This window comes from Arthrobacter sp. SPG23, from assembly GCF_000876655.1.
Classification (GTDB): domain Bacteria; phylum Actinomycetota; class Actinomycetes; order Actinomycetales; family Micrococcaceae; genus Arthrobacter.
Genome location: NZ_JYCN01000011.1, coordinates 70,831 through 88,979 on the forward strand (window position 1 = coordinate 70,831; position 18,149 = coordinate 88,979).

15 protein-coding genes and 1 pseudogene are annotated in these 18,149 nt (G+C 65.8%); all 16 read left to right on the forward strand.

Annotated elements, in window-relative coordinates; translation table 11 throughout:
• Positions 1–101 precede the first annotated feature (101 nt).
• The gene (locus TV39_RS05285; RefSeq protein ID WP_442853484.1) at positions 102–1,211 is read left to right on the forward strand and encodes a BMP family lipoprotein; all 1,110 of its coding nucleotides are present in this window, start codon (positions 102–104) and stop codon (positions 1,209–1,211) included.
• A 186-nt stretch (positions 1,212–1,397) separates the two neighbouring features.
• Positions 1,398–3,014 (forward strand): ABC transporter ATP-binding protein, encoded by a 1,617-nt coding sequence (locus tag TV39_RS05290; RefSeq protein WP_043479334.1) that lies wholly within the window; start codon positions 1,398–1,400, stop codon positions 3,012–3,014.
• A 19-nt stretch (positions 3,015–3,033) separates the two neighbouring features.
• Positions 3,034–4,455 carry an ABC transporter permease gene (locus TV39_RS05295; RefSeq protein WP_442853485.1) on the forward strand — a complete coding sequence of 474 codons (1,422 nt, stop codon included), beginning with the start codon at positions 3,034–3,036 and terminating at the stop codon, positions 4,453–4,455.
• Positions 4,452–5,795: an ABC transporter permease gene (locus tag TV39_RS05300; protein ID WP_043479341.1), complete on the forward strand. Its 1,344-nt coding sequence runs from the start codon at positions 4,452–4,454 to the stop codon at positions 5,793–5,795. The genes TV39_RS05295 and TV39_RS05300 overlap by 4 nt, the downstream gene beginning before the upstream one ends.
• A gap of 38 nt (positions 5,796–5,833) precedes the next feature.
• The gene (locus tag TV39_RS05305) at positions 5,834–6,238 is read left to right on the forward strand and encodes a cytidine deaminase (protein WP_043479415.1); all 405 of its coding nucleotides are present in this window, start codon (positions 5,834–5,836) and stop codon (positions 6,236–6,238) included.
• On the forward strand, positions 6,235–7,569 hold the full coding sequence (locus tag TV39_RS05310; protein WP_043479343.1) for a thymidine phosphorylase: 1,335 nt from the start codon (positions 6,235–6,237) through the stop codon (positions 7,567–7,569). The genes TV39_RS05305 and TV39_RS05310 overlap by 4 nt, the downstream gene beginning before the upstream one ends.
• A 100-nt stretch (positions 7,570–7,669) precedes the next feature.
• Positions 7,670–8,302, forward strand: a complete 633-nt coding sequence (locus tag TV39_RS05315) for a DedA family protein (protein WP_043479344.1) — start codon at positions 7,670–7,672, stop codon at positions 8,300–8,302.
• A gap of 142 nt (positions 8,303–8,444) precedes the next feature.
• On the forward strand, positions 8,445–9,200 hold the full coding sequence (locus TV39_RS05320; RefSeq protein ID WP_043479346.1) for a DedA family protein: 756 nt from the start codon (positions 8,445–8,447) through the stop codon (positions 9,198–9,200).
• A gap of 69 nt (positions 9,201–9,269) precedes the next feature.
• Positions 9,270–10,415: an adenosine deaminase gene (locus tag TV39_RS05325; protein ID WP_043479348.1), complete on the forward strand. Its 1,146-nt coding sequence runs from the start codon at positions 9,270–9,272 to the stop codon at positions 10,413–10,415.
• A gap of 67 nt (positions 10,416–10,482) precedes the next feature.
• The gene (locus TV39_RS05330) at positions 10,483–11,118 is read left to right on the forward strand and encodes a MazG nucleotide pyrophosphohydrolase domain-containing protein (protein WP_235347285.1); all 636 of its coding nucleotides are present in this window, start codon (positions 10,483–10,485) and stop codon (positions 11,116–11,118) included.
• A gap of 121 nt (positions 11,119–11,239) precedes the next feature.
• Positions 11,240–12,520, forward strand: a complete 1,281-nt coding sequence (gene eno / locus TV39_RS05335; RefSeq protein ID WP_043479353.1) for a phosphopyruvate hydratase — start codon at positions 11,240–11,242, stop codon at positions 12,518–12,520.
• A gap of 84 nt (positions 12,521–12,604) precedes the next feature.
• Entirely contained in the window at positions 12,605–13,327 is a 723-nt protein-coding gene (locus TV39_RS05340; protein WP_043479355.1) for an FtsB family cell division protein, read from the forward strand.
• Positions 13,328–13,421: 94 nt separating this feature from the next.
• Entirely contained in the window at positions 13,422–14,141 is a 720-nt protein-coding gene (locus TV39_RS05345) for a DUF501 domain-containing protein (protein ID WP_043479417.1), read from the forward strand.
• Positions 14,138–15,085, forward strand: a complete 948-nt coding sequence (locus TV39_RS05350) for a Ppx/GppA phosphatase family protein (protein ID WP_043479357.1) — start codon at positions 14,138–14,140, stop codon at positions 15,083–15,085. The genes TV39_RS05345 and TV39_RS05350 overlap by 4 nt, the downstream gene beginning before the upstream one ends.
• Positions 15,086–15,244: 159 nt before the next feature.
• Positions 15,245–16,595, forward strand: a pseudogene (locus TV39_RS05355) (S8 family serine peptidase).
• Between the two features lie 53 nt (positions 16,596–16,648).
• Positions 16,649–18,118, forward strand: coding sequence for an NAD(P)/FAD-dependent oxidoreductase (locus TV39_RS05360; RefSeq protein ID WP_043479358.1), 1,470 nt, complete (start codon positions 16,649–16,651; stop codon positions 18,116–18,118).
• Positions 18,119–18,149: the final 31 nt, after the last annotated feature.

An 18,149-nucleotide genomic window follows, 5' to 3' on the forward strand; every position in this document is an offset into this window, starting at 1 on the left:
GCGAAACCATCAGTGAAAACAGAATTTCAGTGTGGAGCATTCGAAACGGACACTCATTGAACTCCCGTCGTAGCGCCTATCTCTTTGTTCCTGGAGGAAAATTGAAGAACTCACTGCGTGCAACCCTCAAGCGCGGTTCAATGACCGGTGTCGCCACCGTAGGGGCGGCAGCACTCCTGCTGACCGGCTGTGGCGCTGCCCCGGAAGCCGGCAGCACGGCCAGCGCCACCGCCAGCGACTACACGGGCTGCATCGTGTCCGACTCGGGTGGATTCGACGACCAGTCGTTCAACCAGTCCTCCTACGAAGGCCTGAAGAAGACGGAGAAGGACCTCGGCATCAAGGTCAACCAGGTCGAGTCCAAGACCAACAACGACTTCGAGCCGAACCTGCGCGCCATGGTCACTGCCGGCTGCAACCTGACCGTCACCGTCGGCTTCCTCCTCGGCGACGCCACCAAGGCCCAGGCCACCGCCAACCCGGACAAGCACTTCGCCATCATCGACTTCGGCTACGACACCCCCATCACCAACGTCAAGCCGATCATCTACGACACCGCCCAGGCTGCCTTCCTGGCCGGCTACCTGGCAGCCGGCTCCACCAAGACCGGAACCGTGGCAACCTTCGGCGGCATCAAGATCCCCACGGTCACCATCTTCATGGACGGCTACGCCGACGGTGTGAAGTACTACAACGAGCAGAAGGGCAAGGACGTCAAGATCCTTGGCTGGGACAAGGCGAAGCAGGACGGCAGCTTCACCGGCGACTTCGAAAAGCAGGACAAGGGCAAGCAGCTGACCCAGAACTTCCTGGACCAGGGCGCAGACATCGTGATGCCCGTTGCCGGCCCCGTCGGCAAGGGTGCAGGCGCGGCGCTCAAGGAAGCCAAGGCCGCAGGCAAGGACGTCAAGCTCATCTGGGTTGACTCCGACGGCTTCCTCACCGCTCCTGACTACAAGGACATCATGCTTTCCTCCGTCATGAAGCAGATGGGCGAAGCAGTGGAGACCGTCGTGAAGGAAGACAAGGACGGCAAGTTCACCAACACGCCGTACGTCGGCACCCTCGCGAACGACGGCGTGCAGCTGGCTCCGTTCCACGATCTTGACTCCCAGGTTCCCGCGGAACTGAAGACCGAACTTGAGCAGATCAAGAAGGACATTGTTGACGGCAAGCTTAAGGTCGAGTCTGCGGCGAGCCCGAAGGCCTAGAACCCTCTGCAAAGCGCCACCACCCGGTTGGTCATTGACTTCCGGGCGGTGGCGCTTTTCGTTGGGCGTGGGCTTTCCCCAAGGGGCGCCGCCCGCTCCGCCAAAGGCTGCAGGCACTAGGCTGGTGCTGCAGCCACATATCCCGTCCGGGCACATTCTCCGGACGCTTCGAGATTGGTCAGAGTTTTGAAACTTGAACTCAGAGGGATCACCAAACGCTTCGGCTCCCTTATTGCCAACGATCACATCGATGTGGTTGTTGAACCCGGGCAAATTCATTGTTTGCTTGGTGAAAACGGCGCTGGCAAGTCCACGCTGATGAATGTCCTGTACGGCCTGTACGAGCCGAGTGAGGGCGAAATCCTGGTGGACGGCAAGGCCGTCACCTTCCGCGGCCCGGGCGACGCGATGGCTGCAGGCATCGGCATGGTGCACCAGCACTTCATGCTGGTTCCGGTGTTCACTGTTGCGGAGAACGTGGCCCTGGGCGCTGAAACCACCAAGGCCGGCGGTTTCCTGAACCTGGATGACACCCGGCGCAAGATCAAGGAGATCTCCGACAAGTACGGTTTCGACGTCGACCCCGACGCCCTGATCGAGGACCTCCCCGTAGGCGTCCAGCAGCGCGTGGAAATCATCAAGGCCCTGGTCCGCGATGCGAAGGTGCTCATCCTCGACGAGCCCACCGCCGTGCTGACACCGCAGGACACCGACGAGCTCCTGGACATCATGCGCCAGCTGAAGAGCCACGGCACGTCGATCGTGTTTATCTCGCACAAGCTCCGCGAAGTAAAGGCCGTGTCCGACACGATCACGGTCATCCGGCGCGGCAAGGTGGTGGGCACCGCGGACCCGAGTGCTTCGACCACCGAACTGGCGTCCATGATGGTGGGCCGCGCCGTCAACCTCACCCTGGACAAAGCCCCCGCCAAACCGCAGGAAACCACGTTCCAGGTCAAGGACCTCACCGTGATCGCCCCGACGGGCCAGCATGTGGTGGACGGCATCAGCTTCGACATCGCCCGCGGCGAGATCCTGGCAGTGGCAGGTGTCCAGGGCAACGGCCAGACGGAACTCACGGAAGCCATCCTTGGCCTGCAGGAACGCTGCCATGGATCAATCCTTCTGGACGGCGAGGAGCTCCTGGGCCGCAGCGTCAAGGAAGTACTCCGGGCCGGCGTCGGCTTTGTCCCGGAAGACCGGAGTGTTGACGGCCTCATCGGTACGTTCTCCATCGCGGAGAACCTGGTCCTGGACCGCTACGATCAGCTGCCGTTCGCCAAGGGCATCAGCATGAGCCCTGCCCGGATCCTGGAGAATGCCACGTCCAGGATCGACGAGTTCGATGTCCGGACACCGTCCGGGTCACTGGCCGCAGGAACCCTCTCCGGCGGAAACCAGCAGAAAGTGGTGATGGCCCGCGAGCTGTCCCGGCCGCTGCGCCTCTTCATCGCCTCCCAGCCCACCCGCGGCGTGGATGTGGGTTCCATCGAGTTCCTGCACAAGCGGATTGTGGCGGAGCGCGATAACGGCACACCGGTGATGATTGTGTCCACGGAACTCGACGAAGTCATCGAGCTCGCGGACCGGATCGCAGTGCTCTACAAGGGCAAGCTGGTGGGCATCGTTCCTTCCGGCACCGGACGCGACGTCCTGGGCCTGATGATGGCGGGCCTGTCCCCGGAAAGCGCTCACGCGGATGCCGCCCAAGCGGACGCGGCCCACGCGGACGCAGGCGCGACCAGCGGGTACACACCCGTCCAGACGTCCACCTCCGGTGCCGAAGGAGGCGACCATGACTGAACAGGACAAGCCCAAGCACATGGCTGACGAAAACGCGGCGGACCGCAGGGCAACCCCGGCGCACGAACCCCAAAGTCCCGATCCCCGAAGTTCCGAACCCCAAAGCCCCGAGCCCCAAAGCCCCGAACCTCAGGCGCCTGCCGAAGCAGCCGCAGCCGCGGCCGCGCTGGACACAGCCGGCGGGGTGATGCAGCCTTCGGCTGTTCCCGTCTCGGCCCAGAGCGGCACCGTTCCGGGTGGGGCGGACACGCTGGTCCGGCGGATCTTCACCGGCAGCGGCATGGTGTCGGTGCTGGCGGTCCTGCTGGCCCTGATCCTCGGCGGACTGCTGATTGCCAGCACGGACAAGCAGGTGGGGGCCACGGCAAGCTATCTCTTTGCCCGCCCCTCGGACTTCCTCTCGGCTGTCTGGACCGCCGCGACGCGATCGTACGTCGCGCTGTTCCAAGGTTCCGTGTTCAACCCCCGCGGTTCCAGCGTTGCAGTGCAGTTTGCTCCGCTCATGGAGACCCTCACCATCGCCACTCCGCTGATCACGGCCGGCCTCGGCGTCGCGCTGGCTTTCCGCGCCGGCCTGTTCAACATCGGTGCCCAGGGCCAGATCATCATGGCCGGCATCCTCGCGGCCTGGGTCGGCTTCGCCCTGCACCTGCCGCTGGGACTGCACCTGCTGCTGGTACTCGTTGCCGGCATCGTGGGCGGCGCTCTCTGGGGCGGGCTGGTGGGCCTGCTGAAGGCCCGCACCGGGGCCCACGAGGTCATCCTGACCATCATGTTCAACTACATCGCCCTGTACTTCCTGCGCTACCTGCTGAACACGCCGGCATTCCAGCGGCCGGGGGAGTCCAACCCCATCTCGCCGATCCTGGATCCCACCGCTGTGTATCCGCAGATTTTGGGGACCCAGTACCGGCTCCACCTGGGCTTTGTCCTGGCCATCGCCGCCACCGTTCTCGTCTGGTGGCTGCTTAACCGCTCCACCGTGGGCTTTGAATTCCGCGCGGTCGGTGCCAACCCCAAGGCGGCCCTGACCGCGGGCATCAACGTGCCCCGGGCCACGGTCCTGGTCATGGCGATCGCCGGTGCCCTGGCCGGGATGTCCGGCGTGGCGCAGGTGGCGGGAACCGAAAAGGTCCTGACCGACGGCGTCGCCGCCACTTACGGTTTCGACGCCATCACCGTTGCGCTCCTGGGACGTTCGACGCCGTGGGGCACCTTCGCGGCCGGACTGCTGTTCGGCGCCTTCCGCGCCGGCGCGGTGCAGATGCAGATCCAGACCGGAACCCCGATCGACATTGTGCTCGTGGTCCAGTCGCTGATCGTGCTGTTCATCGCGGCACCGCCGCTGGTGCGGGCCGTCTTCGGGCTTAACCCGCGCAAGAAGAAGGCCGTAGGGGCCGGTAAGTCCAAGACGGCAGCAACCACCGGAGGTGCAGCATGAGCACAACAGCAACATCGCCCGTTCCGGGAAAGCCGCAGCAGGGAAAGCCGGAGCCCGGAACAACGCGGCCGGCCGCGGACAGCGTTCCTGCGGTCTCGGCAAAGCCCGTGACGTGGAAGGTGCCGGTTCTGCTCGCCGTCCTCGGCGTCGTGGCGTTCATTTTCTTCGGTGTCATGGGACCCAACCAGACGGCCAAGTTCGGAATTTCGTCGAGCGGCGACTTCTTCCAGCTTCCGGCCATCGAAGTTCCAGCTTTCCTGGGCGGAATCGTCCTGTCGGTCCTGATGCTCGGCCTCGCCGCCTACGCGGTGTACCTCAAAACCCGTAACGAAGCCTCTCCCGGCTGGCTGCCCATCGTCTTCATCGTGCTCTTCGTGGCAGCGTTCCTGATCTGGGTGGTAGGCGGTGCCCGCACGCCGAGCATCTCGCTGGCCGGGCTCATTGCCGGTTCCGTGACGCTCGCGGTCCCGCTGGTTTTCGGTTCCCTTTCCGGTGTGCTCTGCGAACGCGCGGGCGTCGTCAATATCGCGATTGAGGGCCAGCTACTGGGCGGTGCGTTCACCGCCGCGATGGTGGCCACCTTGACCAAGAGCCCCTTCATCGGGCTGCTGGCGGCGGCCGTTGCCGGCGCCGTCGTCTCCATGGTCCTGGCGGTCTTCAGCATCAAATACCTGGTCAACCAGATCATCGTGGGCGTGGTCCTCAACGTCCTGGTTTCGGGCCTGACGGGCTTCCTGTTCAGCACCGTGATGCAGGCGAACAAGGCACAGTTCAACTCGCCGGGACGGCTGCCCATCATCGACATCCCCGTGCTGTCCAGCATCCCGGTGATCGGCCCCATCCTCTTCAAGCAGTCCGTGGTGGGTTACCTGATGTACATCGCGGTCGCCGTGGTGTGGGTCGGCCTCTTCAAGACCAAATGGGGCCTTCGCGTCCGGGCCGTCGGGGAACACCCGCAGGCCGCCGACACCATGGGCATCAAGGTCAACGCCACGCGCTTCTGGAACGTCACCCTCGGCGGAGCGGTTGCAGGCATCGGCGGTTCCTTCTTTACCCTGGTGGCCATCGACAGTTTCACCAAGGAGATCTCGGGCGGACGCGGCTTCATCGCCCTGGCCGCGCTGATCTTCGGCCGGTGGAACCCGATCGGGGCCTTCTTCGCGGCCCTGCTGTTCGGCTTCGCGGACAACCTGCAAAGCATCGTGACTATCATCGGCACGCCGGTTCCCAGCCAGTTCATGGCCATGCTGCCCTACCTGGTGACGGTGCTCGCCGTGGCTGGACTGGTGGGCCGCTCCAGGCCGCCGGCGGCTGACGGCATACCGTACGTCAAGGGTTGACGGCGGTGGACGAGGATTCGACCCGCGCGGGCACCGGCATGGAAGGCAGCGATGTCGACTGGGCAGCACTCGAAGCGGCCGCCGTTGACGCCATGAAGAACGCCTATGCACCGTATTCGAAGTTCGCGGTGGGGGCAGCGGCCCTCACCGCGGACGGCCGGATGGTGAGCGGCTGCAACGTCGAAAACGCCAGTTACGGCCTGACGCTGTGCGCCGAATGCACACTGGTGGGCAACCTGCACATGACCGGAGGCGGCCTGCTGCGCGCCTTCTATTGCGTGGATGCCGCAGGCACCATCCTGATGCCGTGCGGGCGCTGCCGGCAGCTGCTGTACGAATTCCGGGCGCCGGACATGGAACTCATGACCGCACAGGGAATTAAGACAATGGACCAGATGCTACCCGATGCCTTTGGTCCCCAACACCTGGAGGAACCCCGGTGACACGGACTACTAAGACCAACAACAGCAACACCGAAGCGTTCGACGCCGTCGACATCATCCGCATCAAGCGGGACAAGGGCGTGCTGAGCCCGGCCCAGATCGACTGGACCATCGACGCCTACACCCGCGGTGCGATCGCCGACGAGCAGATGGCCGCCCTGAACATGGCCATCCTCCTCAACGGCATGGACCGCGCGGAAATCTCACGCTGGACCGCCGCGATGATCGCATCCGGCGAGCGGATGGACTTCTCCGGACTGAGGCGTGCCGACGGCAGCGCGAAGCCGACGTCGGACAAGCACTCCACCGGCGGAGTGGGAGACAAGATCACGCTGCCGCTGGCACCGCTCGTTGCTGTATTCGGCGTGGCTGTTCCGCAGCTCTCCGGACGCGGCCTGGGCCACACCGGCGGCACCCTGGACAAGCTCGAATCGATCCCGGGCTGGCGCGCAGCGCTGAGCAACGACGAAATGATGGCCCAGCTGCGGGACGTCGGCGCAGTGATCTGCGCTGCTGGTGCCGGACTGGCGCCCGCGGACAAAAAGCTCTACGCCCTGCGTGACGTCACGGGAACGGTGGAAGCAATCCCGCTCATCGCGTCCTCCATCATGAGCAAGAAAATTGCCGAGGGCACCGGCTCGCTGGTCCTCGACGTCAAGGTGGGAAGCGGCGCCTTCATGAAGGACGAAGCCCGTGCCAGGGAGCTCGCCGAGACCATGGTGGCACTGGGCAAGGACGCCGGGGTGAACACTGTTGCCCTCCTGACGAACATGAACACGCCCCTGGGGCTGACTGCGGGAAACGCCATCGAAGTGGAGGAATCCGTGGAGGTGCTGGCCGGCGGCGGTCCGGAAGACGTCGTCGAACTGACGGTCCGGCTGGCGGAGGAGATGCTGGCCTGCGCAGGCGTGCACGACGCAGACCCGCGCGCTGCTCTGAAGGACGGCAGGGCCATGGACGTGTGGAACCGCATGATCGAGGCGCAGGGAGGGGATCCCCGGGCCAAGCTGCCCGTTGCCAGGGAATCCGAGGTTGTCTACGCGCCGGCTGACGGTGTCCTCGTGGAGCTGGACGCCCTGGCCGTAGGTGTGGCCGCCTGGCGGCTGGGTGCCGGCCGGGCGCGCAAGGAGGACCAGGTCCAGGCGGGTGCAGGCGTCCGGCTGCACGCCAAGCCGGGCGCCATGATCCGGGCCGGCGAGCCGCTGATGACGCTGCTGACGGACACCCCGGAGAAATTCGGCCGCGCCAAGGAGGCACTCGAAGGGGCCGTGGTGGTTGCGCCGGAAGGCTCCCGGCCCGCGCAGCAGCTCATCATCGACCGCATCGCCTGATCCCGTGATTCTCCCCGGCCCGGTTCCCTCCGCGGCGGCTCCACCGGCCGCCCGCGGACCGGCCGGGGAGAAAACGGGTGGTCCCGGCCGTTAGGAAACTGTGCAGGCTATCAACGACTTCATTCTCGCGGCGGCAGGGCAGCCCTGGGTGCTCGTCCTGGTGCTGGCCTGCTGCGTGATTGACGGGTTCTTTCCGCCGATCCCCAGCGAGTCGGTGGTAGTTGGCCTGGCGGCCGTGGCAGCGACCGCAGATGTCCCCAATCCCTGGCTGCTCATGCTTATGGCTGCCCTGGGGGCATTCGGCGGAGACAACATCGCCTACCTGATCGGACGGAAGGTGGGCACCCGCCGGTGGCGGTGGATGCGCGGACCGCGAATGCAGACCGCCTTCCACTGGGCAGGCAGGGAGCTCCGCAAAAGGCCGGCTTCCCTGGTACTCGTGGCCCGGTTCGTTCCGATTGGCCGGGTGGCCGTCAACCTCACGGCCGGCGCCACCCGTTTCCCGCACCTGCGTTTCGTGGGGCTGACCGTATTGTCGGCAGCGCTGTGGTCCTCGTATTCAGTAGCTATCGGGCTGTTTTTCGGGCAGTGGTTCGAAGACAACCACCTGCTGGGTGCCGCCATTGCCATCGCCTGTGCCATCCTTCTCGGCATCATCGTGGACATCCTGATCAGCCGCCTCCGTGGCCGCCTGCCCGAAGAACCGGCGGGGGAGGCCGCGCCGGGACCCTGACCCGCTGTGTGGCCCGCGCCCGGCCGCACGGGAAACAGACGGCTGCGGGGTCAGTTTTTCCCGGCCGTAGCGTAGCGGATCATGCCGCTGACATGGGACACTAAATAGCGATTTCCGTCACTTCATAGGAGCAGGGCCCCGCGTGGAATTTATCAATGAGGCAGTGCTCCATGCCGCAGGTCAATGGTGGATCTATCCGATCCTGCTGGTGTTCTTCTTTGTGGACGGCTTTGCGATGGTCGTCCCCAGCGAAACACTCATCGTGGCGCTTGCAGCGTTTTCCCGCCAAAGCGGTGAACCCAACCTTTGGATCCTTGGCGCCACAGCCCTGGTCGGCGCCATCGCCGGCGACAACATGGCCTACATGCTCGGACGGAAGATCGGGCTTGAACGCTGGCGCTGGATGCGCAAACCCAAGGTGCAGAAGGTCTTCGCCTGGGCCCACTATGAGCTGGAGAAGCGCGGCGCCGTCCTGATCTTCACGGCCCGGTACATCCCCTGGGGCCGTGTGGCGGTCAACTACGTTGCCGGCACCACCGCATTCCCGCACCGCAGGTTCTTCGTCCTGGATGCCCTTGCCTGTTTCACGTGGGTGGGTTACTCGATCGGGATAGGCCTCCTGGCCAGCTCCTTCCCCCTGCTGCATGACAACCCGCTGCTCGGAGCCGGCATTGCGGTCGTGTTCGCCATCATCCTCGGCATCATCATCGACCATCTGCTGCGCTGGTGGCATAAGCGCCTGGGCCGCCACGATGATGCTGGCACCGGCAGGACTGCAGGCAGCGACGCCGCCAGGGAGACCTCGCCGGAGCAGGGCGCGCGCGCCGAGCGGGAGGCCGTCGTCGAGCCTGCTCCGCTGGCCCTTCCCGCCGTGGCGGAAGTGGAAACGGGCCGCTAATCGCGGACCGCGGCCAGAGCCGTGGCTTTCCGGGTGGCGCCGGACGCAGTCCGACCCTAAGGTTGGAACGTGACTGAGCCTATTCTTGACGCTGCCCCTGCCATCGACTTCGACCTCAAGAGCCTCCCCAAGGTATCCCTGCACGACCACCTGGACGGCGGCCTGCGCCCGGCCACCATCATCGAACTGGCGGAAGCAGTGGGGCACACGCTGCCCTCCACCGATCCCGTGGCGCTGGGGGAGTGGTTCCGCGAATCCGCAGACTCCGGCTCCCTGGTCCGCTACCTTGAAACCTTCGACCACACCATTGCCGTGATGCAGACCAAAGAAGGTCTCTTCCGGGTGGCCAAGGAATTCGTGGAAGACCTTGCCGACGACGGCGTGGTGTACGGCGAAGTCCGCTGGGCACCGGAGCAGCACCTGCAGAAGGGCCTGACGCTGGACGAAGTGGTAGAGGCCATCCAGGAAGGGCTTGACGCCGGCGTGGACGCCGTGGCCGAAACTGGCCGGGAGATCCAGGTGGGCCAGCTCATCACGGCCATGCGCCACGCTGACCGGGGCCAGGAAATTGCCGAACTGGCAGTCCGCCACCGTAACAACGGCGCCGTGGGCTTTGACATCGCCGGGGCCGAGGACGGGTTCCTGCCGTCCCGCTTCCGCGATGCCTTCACCTACCTCGCCCAGCACAACTTCCCGGCCACCGTCCACGCCGGCGAAGCTGCGGGCCTGGAAAGCATCCAGTCCGCCCTCGTCGACGGCCGTGCCTTGCGGCTGGGCCACGGGGTGCGGATCGCCGAGGACATCACCGTCGACTTCGACGACGAGGACTCCGCGGAGGAAGCCGACGAGAACATCGGCATGGTAACCCTCGGCGAGCTCGCCAGCTGGGTTCGCGACCGCGGGATCGCCCTGGAGATCTGCCCGTCCTCCAACCTGCAGACCGGCGCCATCGCCGGCTTCGGCGAAGGCATCGAAAGCCACCCGCTGGACATGCTGTACCAGCTCGGCTTCAACGTCACGATCAACACGGACAACCGGCTGATGAGCGGCGTGACCCTCACCGACGAGTTCGAACTGCTCGTGGAGACCTTCGACTACGACCTGGACGACATCCTGGAGCTGACGCTCAACGCCGCCGAAGCCGCCTTCCTGCCGCTGGAGGAAAAGGAAGCACTCGTTGAGTACATCAACGACACCTACGCCAACCTTGCCTAAGGACGGTTCAGTTCCGGTTGCCTCCCTGGTGGACGTCATAGCCGCCCTCCGGGAGCACTGCCCCTGGATGGGGGCGCTGACGCACGAGTCGCTGGTGGAGTACCTCCTCGAGGAGGCCTTTGAGGTGGCCGAAACAATCGAAACCGGCGCTGATGAAGCGGAGCTCCGCGGGGAGCTGGGCGATGTCCTGCTCCAGGTGGTGTTGCACGCCCGCCTCGCAGAGGAACGCGGGAGTTTCGGGTTCGACGACGTCGTCCGCGGCCTCACGGCGAAAATGATCCGCCGGAACCCGCACGTGTTCCGGCCGGACGGCTCGCTGCAGGACACCTTTCCGGCCAGCGTGGACGAGATCGTCCGGAAATGGGACTCCATCAAGCGGGCCGAGAAACCGGAACGCGGTGATCCCTTCGAGGGAATTCCGCGGGATCTTCCGGCCCTCGCCCGGGCCCAAAAGTCCCTGGACCGGGCGGCAAGGGCGGGGTTTCGACGGGCTCAACCACCGGTGGTTGAGGAAGTCCGCCCGGTGGCTGGGCTTGTCGAAACCATGGACTCCGAACAGCAGTTCGGCGATCTCCTCTTCGAGCTCGTCGCCGCCGCCCGCACCAGCGGTTTCGACGCCGAACGCGCCCTCCGCGGGGCAGTCAGGCGGTACCAGGACAGCCACCGCCCTACTCACCCTGACCTGCCCCGGACGGGATCATGACGTCCGGTGCCGGATAGGTTTCCGTAACGTGCACCACTCTCGACTACGCTAGTCCCTGACGAGGACGTCGAGTCTTTCCGCTAGTTTCCCAGTAAATCGCTTCACCATAAGGAGCATATTCATGGCGCTTATCGATGCCATTCACGCCCGCGAGATCCTCGATTCCCGTGGCAACCCGACCGTAGAAGTTGAAGTTCTGCTTTCCGATGGCCAGATCGGCCGCGCGGCAGTCCCCTCCGGCGCCTCCACCGGCGAACACGAGGCCGTTGAACTCCGTGATGGAGACAAGGGGCGCTACCTTGGCAAGGGCGTCCAGAAGGCAGTCGACGCCGTCATCGACCAGATCGCACCGGCCCTGACCGGCTTTGACGCAACGGACCAGCGCAGCATCGACCAGGCCATGATTGACCTGGACGGCACGCCCAACAAGTCGAAGCTCGGCGCCAATGCCATCCTGGGTGTCTCCCTGGCTGTGGCCAACGCCGCAGCGGCATCCGCTGACCTGCCGCTGTACAAGTACCTCGGCGGCCCCAACGCACACGTCCTGCCTGTTCCGCTGATGAACATCCTCAACGGCGGCTCGCACGCCGACTCCGACGTGGACATCCAGGAATTCATGATCGCCCCGATCGGCGCCGAGACCTTCTCCGAGGGCCTCCGCTGGGGTGTTGAGGTCTACCACAACCTCAAGTCCGTCCTGCAGGCCAAGGGCCTCTCCACGGGCCTGGGCGACGAAGGCGGCTTCGCGCCCAACCTGCCGTCCAACCGTGCCGCACTGGACCTGATCCAGGAAGCCATCAAGAACGCCGGCTACACCCCGGGCAAGGACATCGCGCTGGCACTGGACGTGGCCTCCTCCGAGTTCTTCAAGGACGGCGCCTACCAGTTCGAGGGCAAGGCCCTCTCCGCCACCGAGATGAGCGCCTACTACGCCGAGCTCGTGGCCGACTACCCGCTGGTTTCCATTGAGGATCCGCTGGACGAAAACGACTGGGAAGGCTGGAAGACCCTCACCGACGCCATCGGTGACAAGGTCCAGCTCGTTGGCGACGACCTCTTCGTTACCAACCCGTCCATCCTGCAGCGCGGCATCGACACCGCCACGGCCAACTCCCTGCTGGTCAAGGTGAACCAGATCGGTTCGCTGACCGAAACCCTGGACGCCGTGTCGCTGGCCCAGCGTGCCGGCTACACCACCATCACCTCGCACCGCTCCGGCGAAACCGAGGACACCACCATTGCTGACATCGCCGTTGCCACCAACGCGGGCCAGATCAAGACCGGTGCCCCCGCCCGTTCCGAGCGCGTCGCAAAGTACAACCAGCTGCTGCGCATCGAAGAGGAACTCGACGACGCCGCACGCTACGCCGGACGCAGCGCCTTCCCGCGTTTCAAGGGCTAGCATCCACAGAAACAGCTGACCGGTGGCTATGGTTGAAGACCATGGCCACCGGTTCTGTTTTTGGTCAGTTTTTGAAGGAGTGACATGGCCACCCGACGTCCCAAGGTTCCCCGGGCTACGCCCGCGGTGCGTCAGTCCAAGGATTCCGACGACGGCGCTGAAGTCATCCGCGCGGATTTCGGAGCGACGCGGCACGTTCCCGCTGACGGTGAAACCAAAACGCCCGTCGCGGCCGGAAGCGTGAAGCGCGGGCCCGCTGTACCCGGAAGAGGCACGACCACTGCCGAACGGCTGGGGGCTTCCGTGAAGGCCGGGGTTGCCGCAGGCAGGCAGGCCGCCGGCCGGCCGGCTGGCGGCCAAGCCGCGGCGAAGCCCGCCGGTGCTGCGGCGAAGGGCGGGGCCGATCACCAGGATCCGGTACCTGCAAAGGCTTTTTCCGGCCGGATGCTGGCCCTGGCCGTCGTCATGATTGCCATCACCATCATGCTGGCACCCACCGTCAAGATCTTTATCGACAAAAAGGCCGAAATCGCCGCTCTGGAGGCCGATATCGCAGCGCGGAAAGCGGAGCAGGAGGGCCTGAAACTCCAGGTCTCCCGCTGGCAGGACCCAAACTACGTGAAGCAGCAGGCCCGCGACCGCATTAACATGGTTATGCCGGGAGAAACCGGCTACTGGGTGTTTGGCAGCGATCTGCCGGCCGGGACCGCCAGTGGCCAGGCCGGTACAGGAACAGCAGAGGACCCGGCCAACCTGCCATGGGTGGACTCGCTTTGGGAGTCCATCAGGCGCTCGGCAACAGACTAGAGGCGGTGCCCTCCGCCGGCTTTCCCACGGGTCAGCCTTAAAGGGCAGGAAGGCGGCCGCGCCAGTGGACCAGAATGCAGTAGGCGACAACGCCATGGGCGGGCGCCCTGTTAAGGAATCATCGACTGTGCCCGCGTACAGCCACCCCTCCGCCCGGGACCTGGACGTCCTGAGCCGCCAGTTGGGGCGGCCCGTGCGCGATGTCGTGGAAATCCCTGCCCGCTGCATCTGCGGCAACCCCCTGGTCGCGGCGACGTCACCGCGGCTCAGCAATGGAACGCCGTTCCCCACCACGTTTTACCTGACCCACCCGGTCATCACGTCGGCAGTGTCCCGGCTCGAGGCCGCCGGCCTGATGAACCGGATGAACGAACGCCTCGCCGAGGATTCCAGTCTGGCCGCGGACTACCGGGCAGCCCATGATGCCTACCTTGTTTCCCGCGCGGAGATCGGCGAGCGGTCCGGCATTGGCGCCGTGCCCGAGATTGACGGTATTTCCGCCGGAGGGATGCCCACCCGGGTGAAATGCCTCCACGTCCTGGTGGGCCATTCCCTCGCAGCCGGTCCCGGAGTCAATCCGCTCGGCGACGAGGCCGTTGCCGCCATCAGCGAATGGTGGACGGCGGACCGCTGCTACTGCGACGGCGCCTGGGATACCGGCGGGGAGGCGCCCTCCCGGGACCTCAGCCGCCACGGGCCGCAGGGCCTTCCCGCCATCGTGGGCCGTCCGGCGCCCGTCCGCAAGACCCAGCGGCACGCTGATAGCAACCACGCTGAAGAGAACGCCGAAAACTCCCCGGAGGCCGCCCAGTGACCAGAGTTGCCGCCATAGATTGCGGAACCAATTCAATCCGGCTCCTGATCGCCGACGTGGACGGAACCGGGAACAGCCCAAAGCTGACCGACGTCGTGCGCGAAATGCGTGTGGTCCGCCTGGGCCAGGGCGTGGACGCAACCGGTGAACTGGCGCAGGAAGCCCTGGACCGCACCTTCGCCGCCACGTCCGACTACGCGGCGCTGATCCGCGAACACGGGGCCGGGAAGGTCCGCTTCGTTGCCACGTCCGCCACGCGCGACGCCAGCAACCGTAAGGTCTTTGTGGACGGCATCCGCGAGATCCTTGGCGTGGAGCCCGAAGTGATCACCGGCGACGAAGAGGCCGCCCTTTCCTTCGCCGGCGCCAGCAGTGTCCTCCCGTCCCGCGGCACCGACCCCGTGCTGGTGGTGGACCTCGGCGGCGGAAGCACCGAATTCGTGCTCGGCGACGCCGGCGGCGTCATCGCTGCCAAATCCGTGGACGTCGGCTGTGTCCGGATGACGGAACGCCACCTTCGCAACGACCCGCCGTCGCCGGAGCAGATCGCCGCAGCGGAGGCCGACGTCGACGCCGCCATCGCCGAGGCGGGACGGGCCGTTCCGCTGGAGCGCAGCACCGCCGTCGTCGGGGTAGCGGGTTCCGTCACCACCATTACCGCCCATGCGCTGCGGCTGCCGGAATACTCGCCCGCGGCGATCCACGGAGCCGAGCTTCCGCTGGGCACGTTCGGCGAGGCATGCACGGACCTCCTCGGGATGTCCAAGGCCGAACGGGCGGAACTTCCGTACATGCACCCGGGCCGGGTGGATGTCATCGGCGCCGGCGGACTGGTTTGGCGCCGTGTCCTGGAACGCCTGGCGGAGGTAACGGAGGGAAGGATCACTTCGGCTGTCGCCAGCGAACACGATATTCTCGACGGAATTGCCCTGAGTATCAGTTAGTGCGTTGGCATCAGCTAACGACTTCGCATCAGCCGGGGTCCGCATCAGCGGACCCCCGTCCCGCCAATGCCACGCGACCGGAGCCTGCCTCCATGCTGCGCCATCACCTGTAACGCCGATTGGACCCGAATGACCAGAGCAACAACCCGCTGGGGCCGGATGGCCTCCGCTGTGACTGCAATTGCCCTGGCCGCAGGTAGCTTGGCAACGTCGCTGATTGCGGCGCCGGAAGCCCGCGCGGACGCGTGGCGGGACAAGCAGTACTGGCTGGCAGAGTCCGGCATCACCAAAGCGTGGGACGTTTCCAAGGGCGCCAACGTCAAGGTCGCCGTCATCGACAGCGGCGTGGATGCCAAGCACCCCGATTTGAAGGGCGCAGTCGTCGGCGGAAGCGATGCCTCCGGGGCCGGCAGCGCGGACGGCCAGAAGAGCATCGGCTCGAAGCCGGAGCACGGCACCCTGGTGGCAACCATGCTGGCCGGCCGCGGCCACCAGCCGCCGAAGTCCACGGCCACCCCCACCCCCCGGCGCCACGCCGGCGCCGGGCCCGGACGGAATAGTGGGCGTCGCCCCCGAAGCGCAGATCCTGTCGGTGTCCACCTGGCTTGGCTCCCCGAACCCCGGCGGCAAGACCGACCAGGAACAGATCCCGGCCGCCGTCCGCTGGGCCGTGGATAACGGCGCGCGGGTGATCAACATTTCGCTGGGCAGTACCTCACCGGAATGGCCGCAGAGCTGGGACGCCGCGTTCCTCTACGCCGAACAAAAAGACGTGGTCATCGTTGCCGCGGCCGGCAACCGCGTGGGCGGCAACGTGCAGGTGGGGGCGCCGGCAACGATTCCCGGCGTCCTGACGGTGGCCGGCCTGGACCGCACGGGCGCCGCCAGCGTCGATTCGTCGTCCCAGGGCATCAGCATTGGCGTGGCCGCACCTGCCGAAGACCTGATCGGCGGCATGCCCGGGGACGGCTATGCAGAATGGGCCGGAACATCCGGCGCCACCCCGATCGTGTCCGGGGTGGCAGCGCTGATCCGCTCGAAGTGGCCCGAAATGACAGCCAGCCAGGTCATCAACAGAATCGTTACGACGGCCAAGGATGCCGGGGCTCCGGGCAAGGACCCCATCTACGGCTTTGGCGTGCTGAACGCGGAGGCGGCGTTGAAGGACGACGTGCCCGAAACGAAGGTAAATCCCTTGGGCACCGTCGCCGAATGGATCCGGATCCACCGTCGTGGCGAGTCCGCTGCAACCACCCCCGCGGCAGAACCCGGCAACAGCCCCACGAGTGCGCCCGCCACGCTGCCCGCCGCCACGATACCGGTGGCTGAAGCTCCGTCCCAGCTGGACAGTGCGGTTCCAGCCATGGTTGTCATCGGTTTCGGAATGCTCTTCCTGGCCATCATCGGCGGCGCCGGATATCAGCTGCGACGAGCGTCCAGGAACTCCGGGAACCTGCGCGACGAGCCCGAGACCGGGGTGCTGGACAAGGTGGACTCGAACGGAACCTGACGGGGGACGAATTAGTTAGTGAAGATTTTCACAAACTACGGTATTCTTGAACCATGGCAACAACCCCACAGCTCCAGGACCGTCCCAGGGTACTCGTCGTCGGCGGCGGGTACGTCGGCCTGTACGTAGCCCTCAAACTGCAGAACAAGATCGCGAATGCCGGTGGCATCGTCACTGTCGTTGATCCGCTGCCCTACATGACTTACCAGCCCTTCCTGCCGGAAGTTGCCGGCGGAAACATTGAGGCGCGCCACGCTGTCGTCTCGCACCGTCAGCACCTGAAGCAGACGGAACTCATCCAGGGCCGGGTCACCTCGATCGACCACGCCAACCGGACCGCCGTGGTTGCGCCGTCCGACGGCGGCCCCAACTTTGAGGTGCCGTACTTCGACGTCGTACTGGCCGCCGGTGCCATCACCCGCACCTTCCCCATCAAGGGCCTGGCGGACAAGGGCATCGGCCTGAAGACCATCGAGGAAGCCGTTGCGCTGCGCAACAAGGTCCTCGAGCGGATCGAAGCCGGTTCCACCATCACCGATCCCGCCGAGCGCGCCCGCGCCCTCACCTTCGTGGTGGTTGGCGGCGGCTTCGCCGGCATCGAGTGCATCACCGAGATGGAAGACCTCGCCCGTGCGGCGGTCAGGAACAACCCCCGCGTCAAGCAGGAGGAAGTCCGCTTCGTCCTGGTGGAAGCCATGGGCCGCATCATGCCCGAGGTCACCGCCAAGCAGGCCGACTGGGTCGTGGAGCACCTGCGCAGCCGCGGCATCGAAGTCCTGCTGAACACCTCGCTGGACAACGCTGAGGGCTCCCTGAAGCTCATCAACCTGCCGGACAAGACCCCCGCCCAGGAATTCGAAGCGGACACCCTCGTCTGGACTGCCGGCGTGCAGGCCAACCCGATGGTCCGCTCCACCGACTTCCCGCTGGAGCCGCGCGGCCGCGTCCGCGTTCTTCCGGACCTGCGTATCGCCGGTGACGAAGGCATCATCGAGAACGCCTGGGCTGCCGGCGACATTGCCGCCGTCCCGGACCTCACGGGCAGCGGCCTGCCGGACGGTACCTGCGTACCGAACGCGCAGCACGCCCTTCGCCAGGCCAAGCGCCTCGCGAAGAACCTGTGGGCCTCCCGTTGGGACAAGGAACTCAAGGATTACAAGCACAAGAACCTGGGCGCCGTTGCCGGCTTCGGCGAATGGAAGGGTGTTGCCAACATCAACCTCCTGGGCCGGATCGGACTCAAGGGCCCCTTGGCCTGGCTTGCCCACCGCGGCTACCACGGCATGGCCATGCCCACCTTCGAGCGCAAGTTCCGGGTGATCATCAACTGGATCATCAGCTTCTTCGCAGGCCGCGACACCACCCAGCTTTTGGACCTGGACAACCCGCGCGGAGCTTTCGTCGCTGCGGCCACTCCCGCTCCTAAGCCGGCCGCGGCTCCCGTTGCTCCGGCGGCTGACAAGCCTGCCGAGTCCGGCAGCAACAGCCAGCAGAAGCAGACTGTTTCGGCCGACACCAAGTAGCCACCGGCGCCGTCAACGGCGGCCGTTCCCC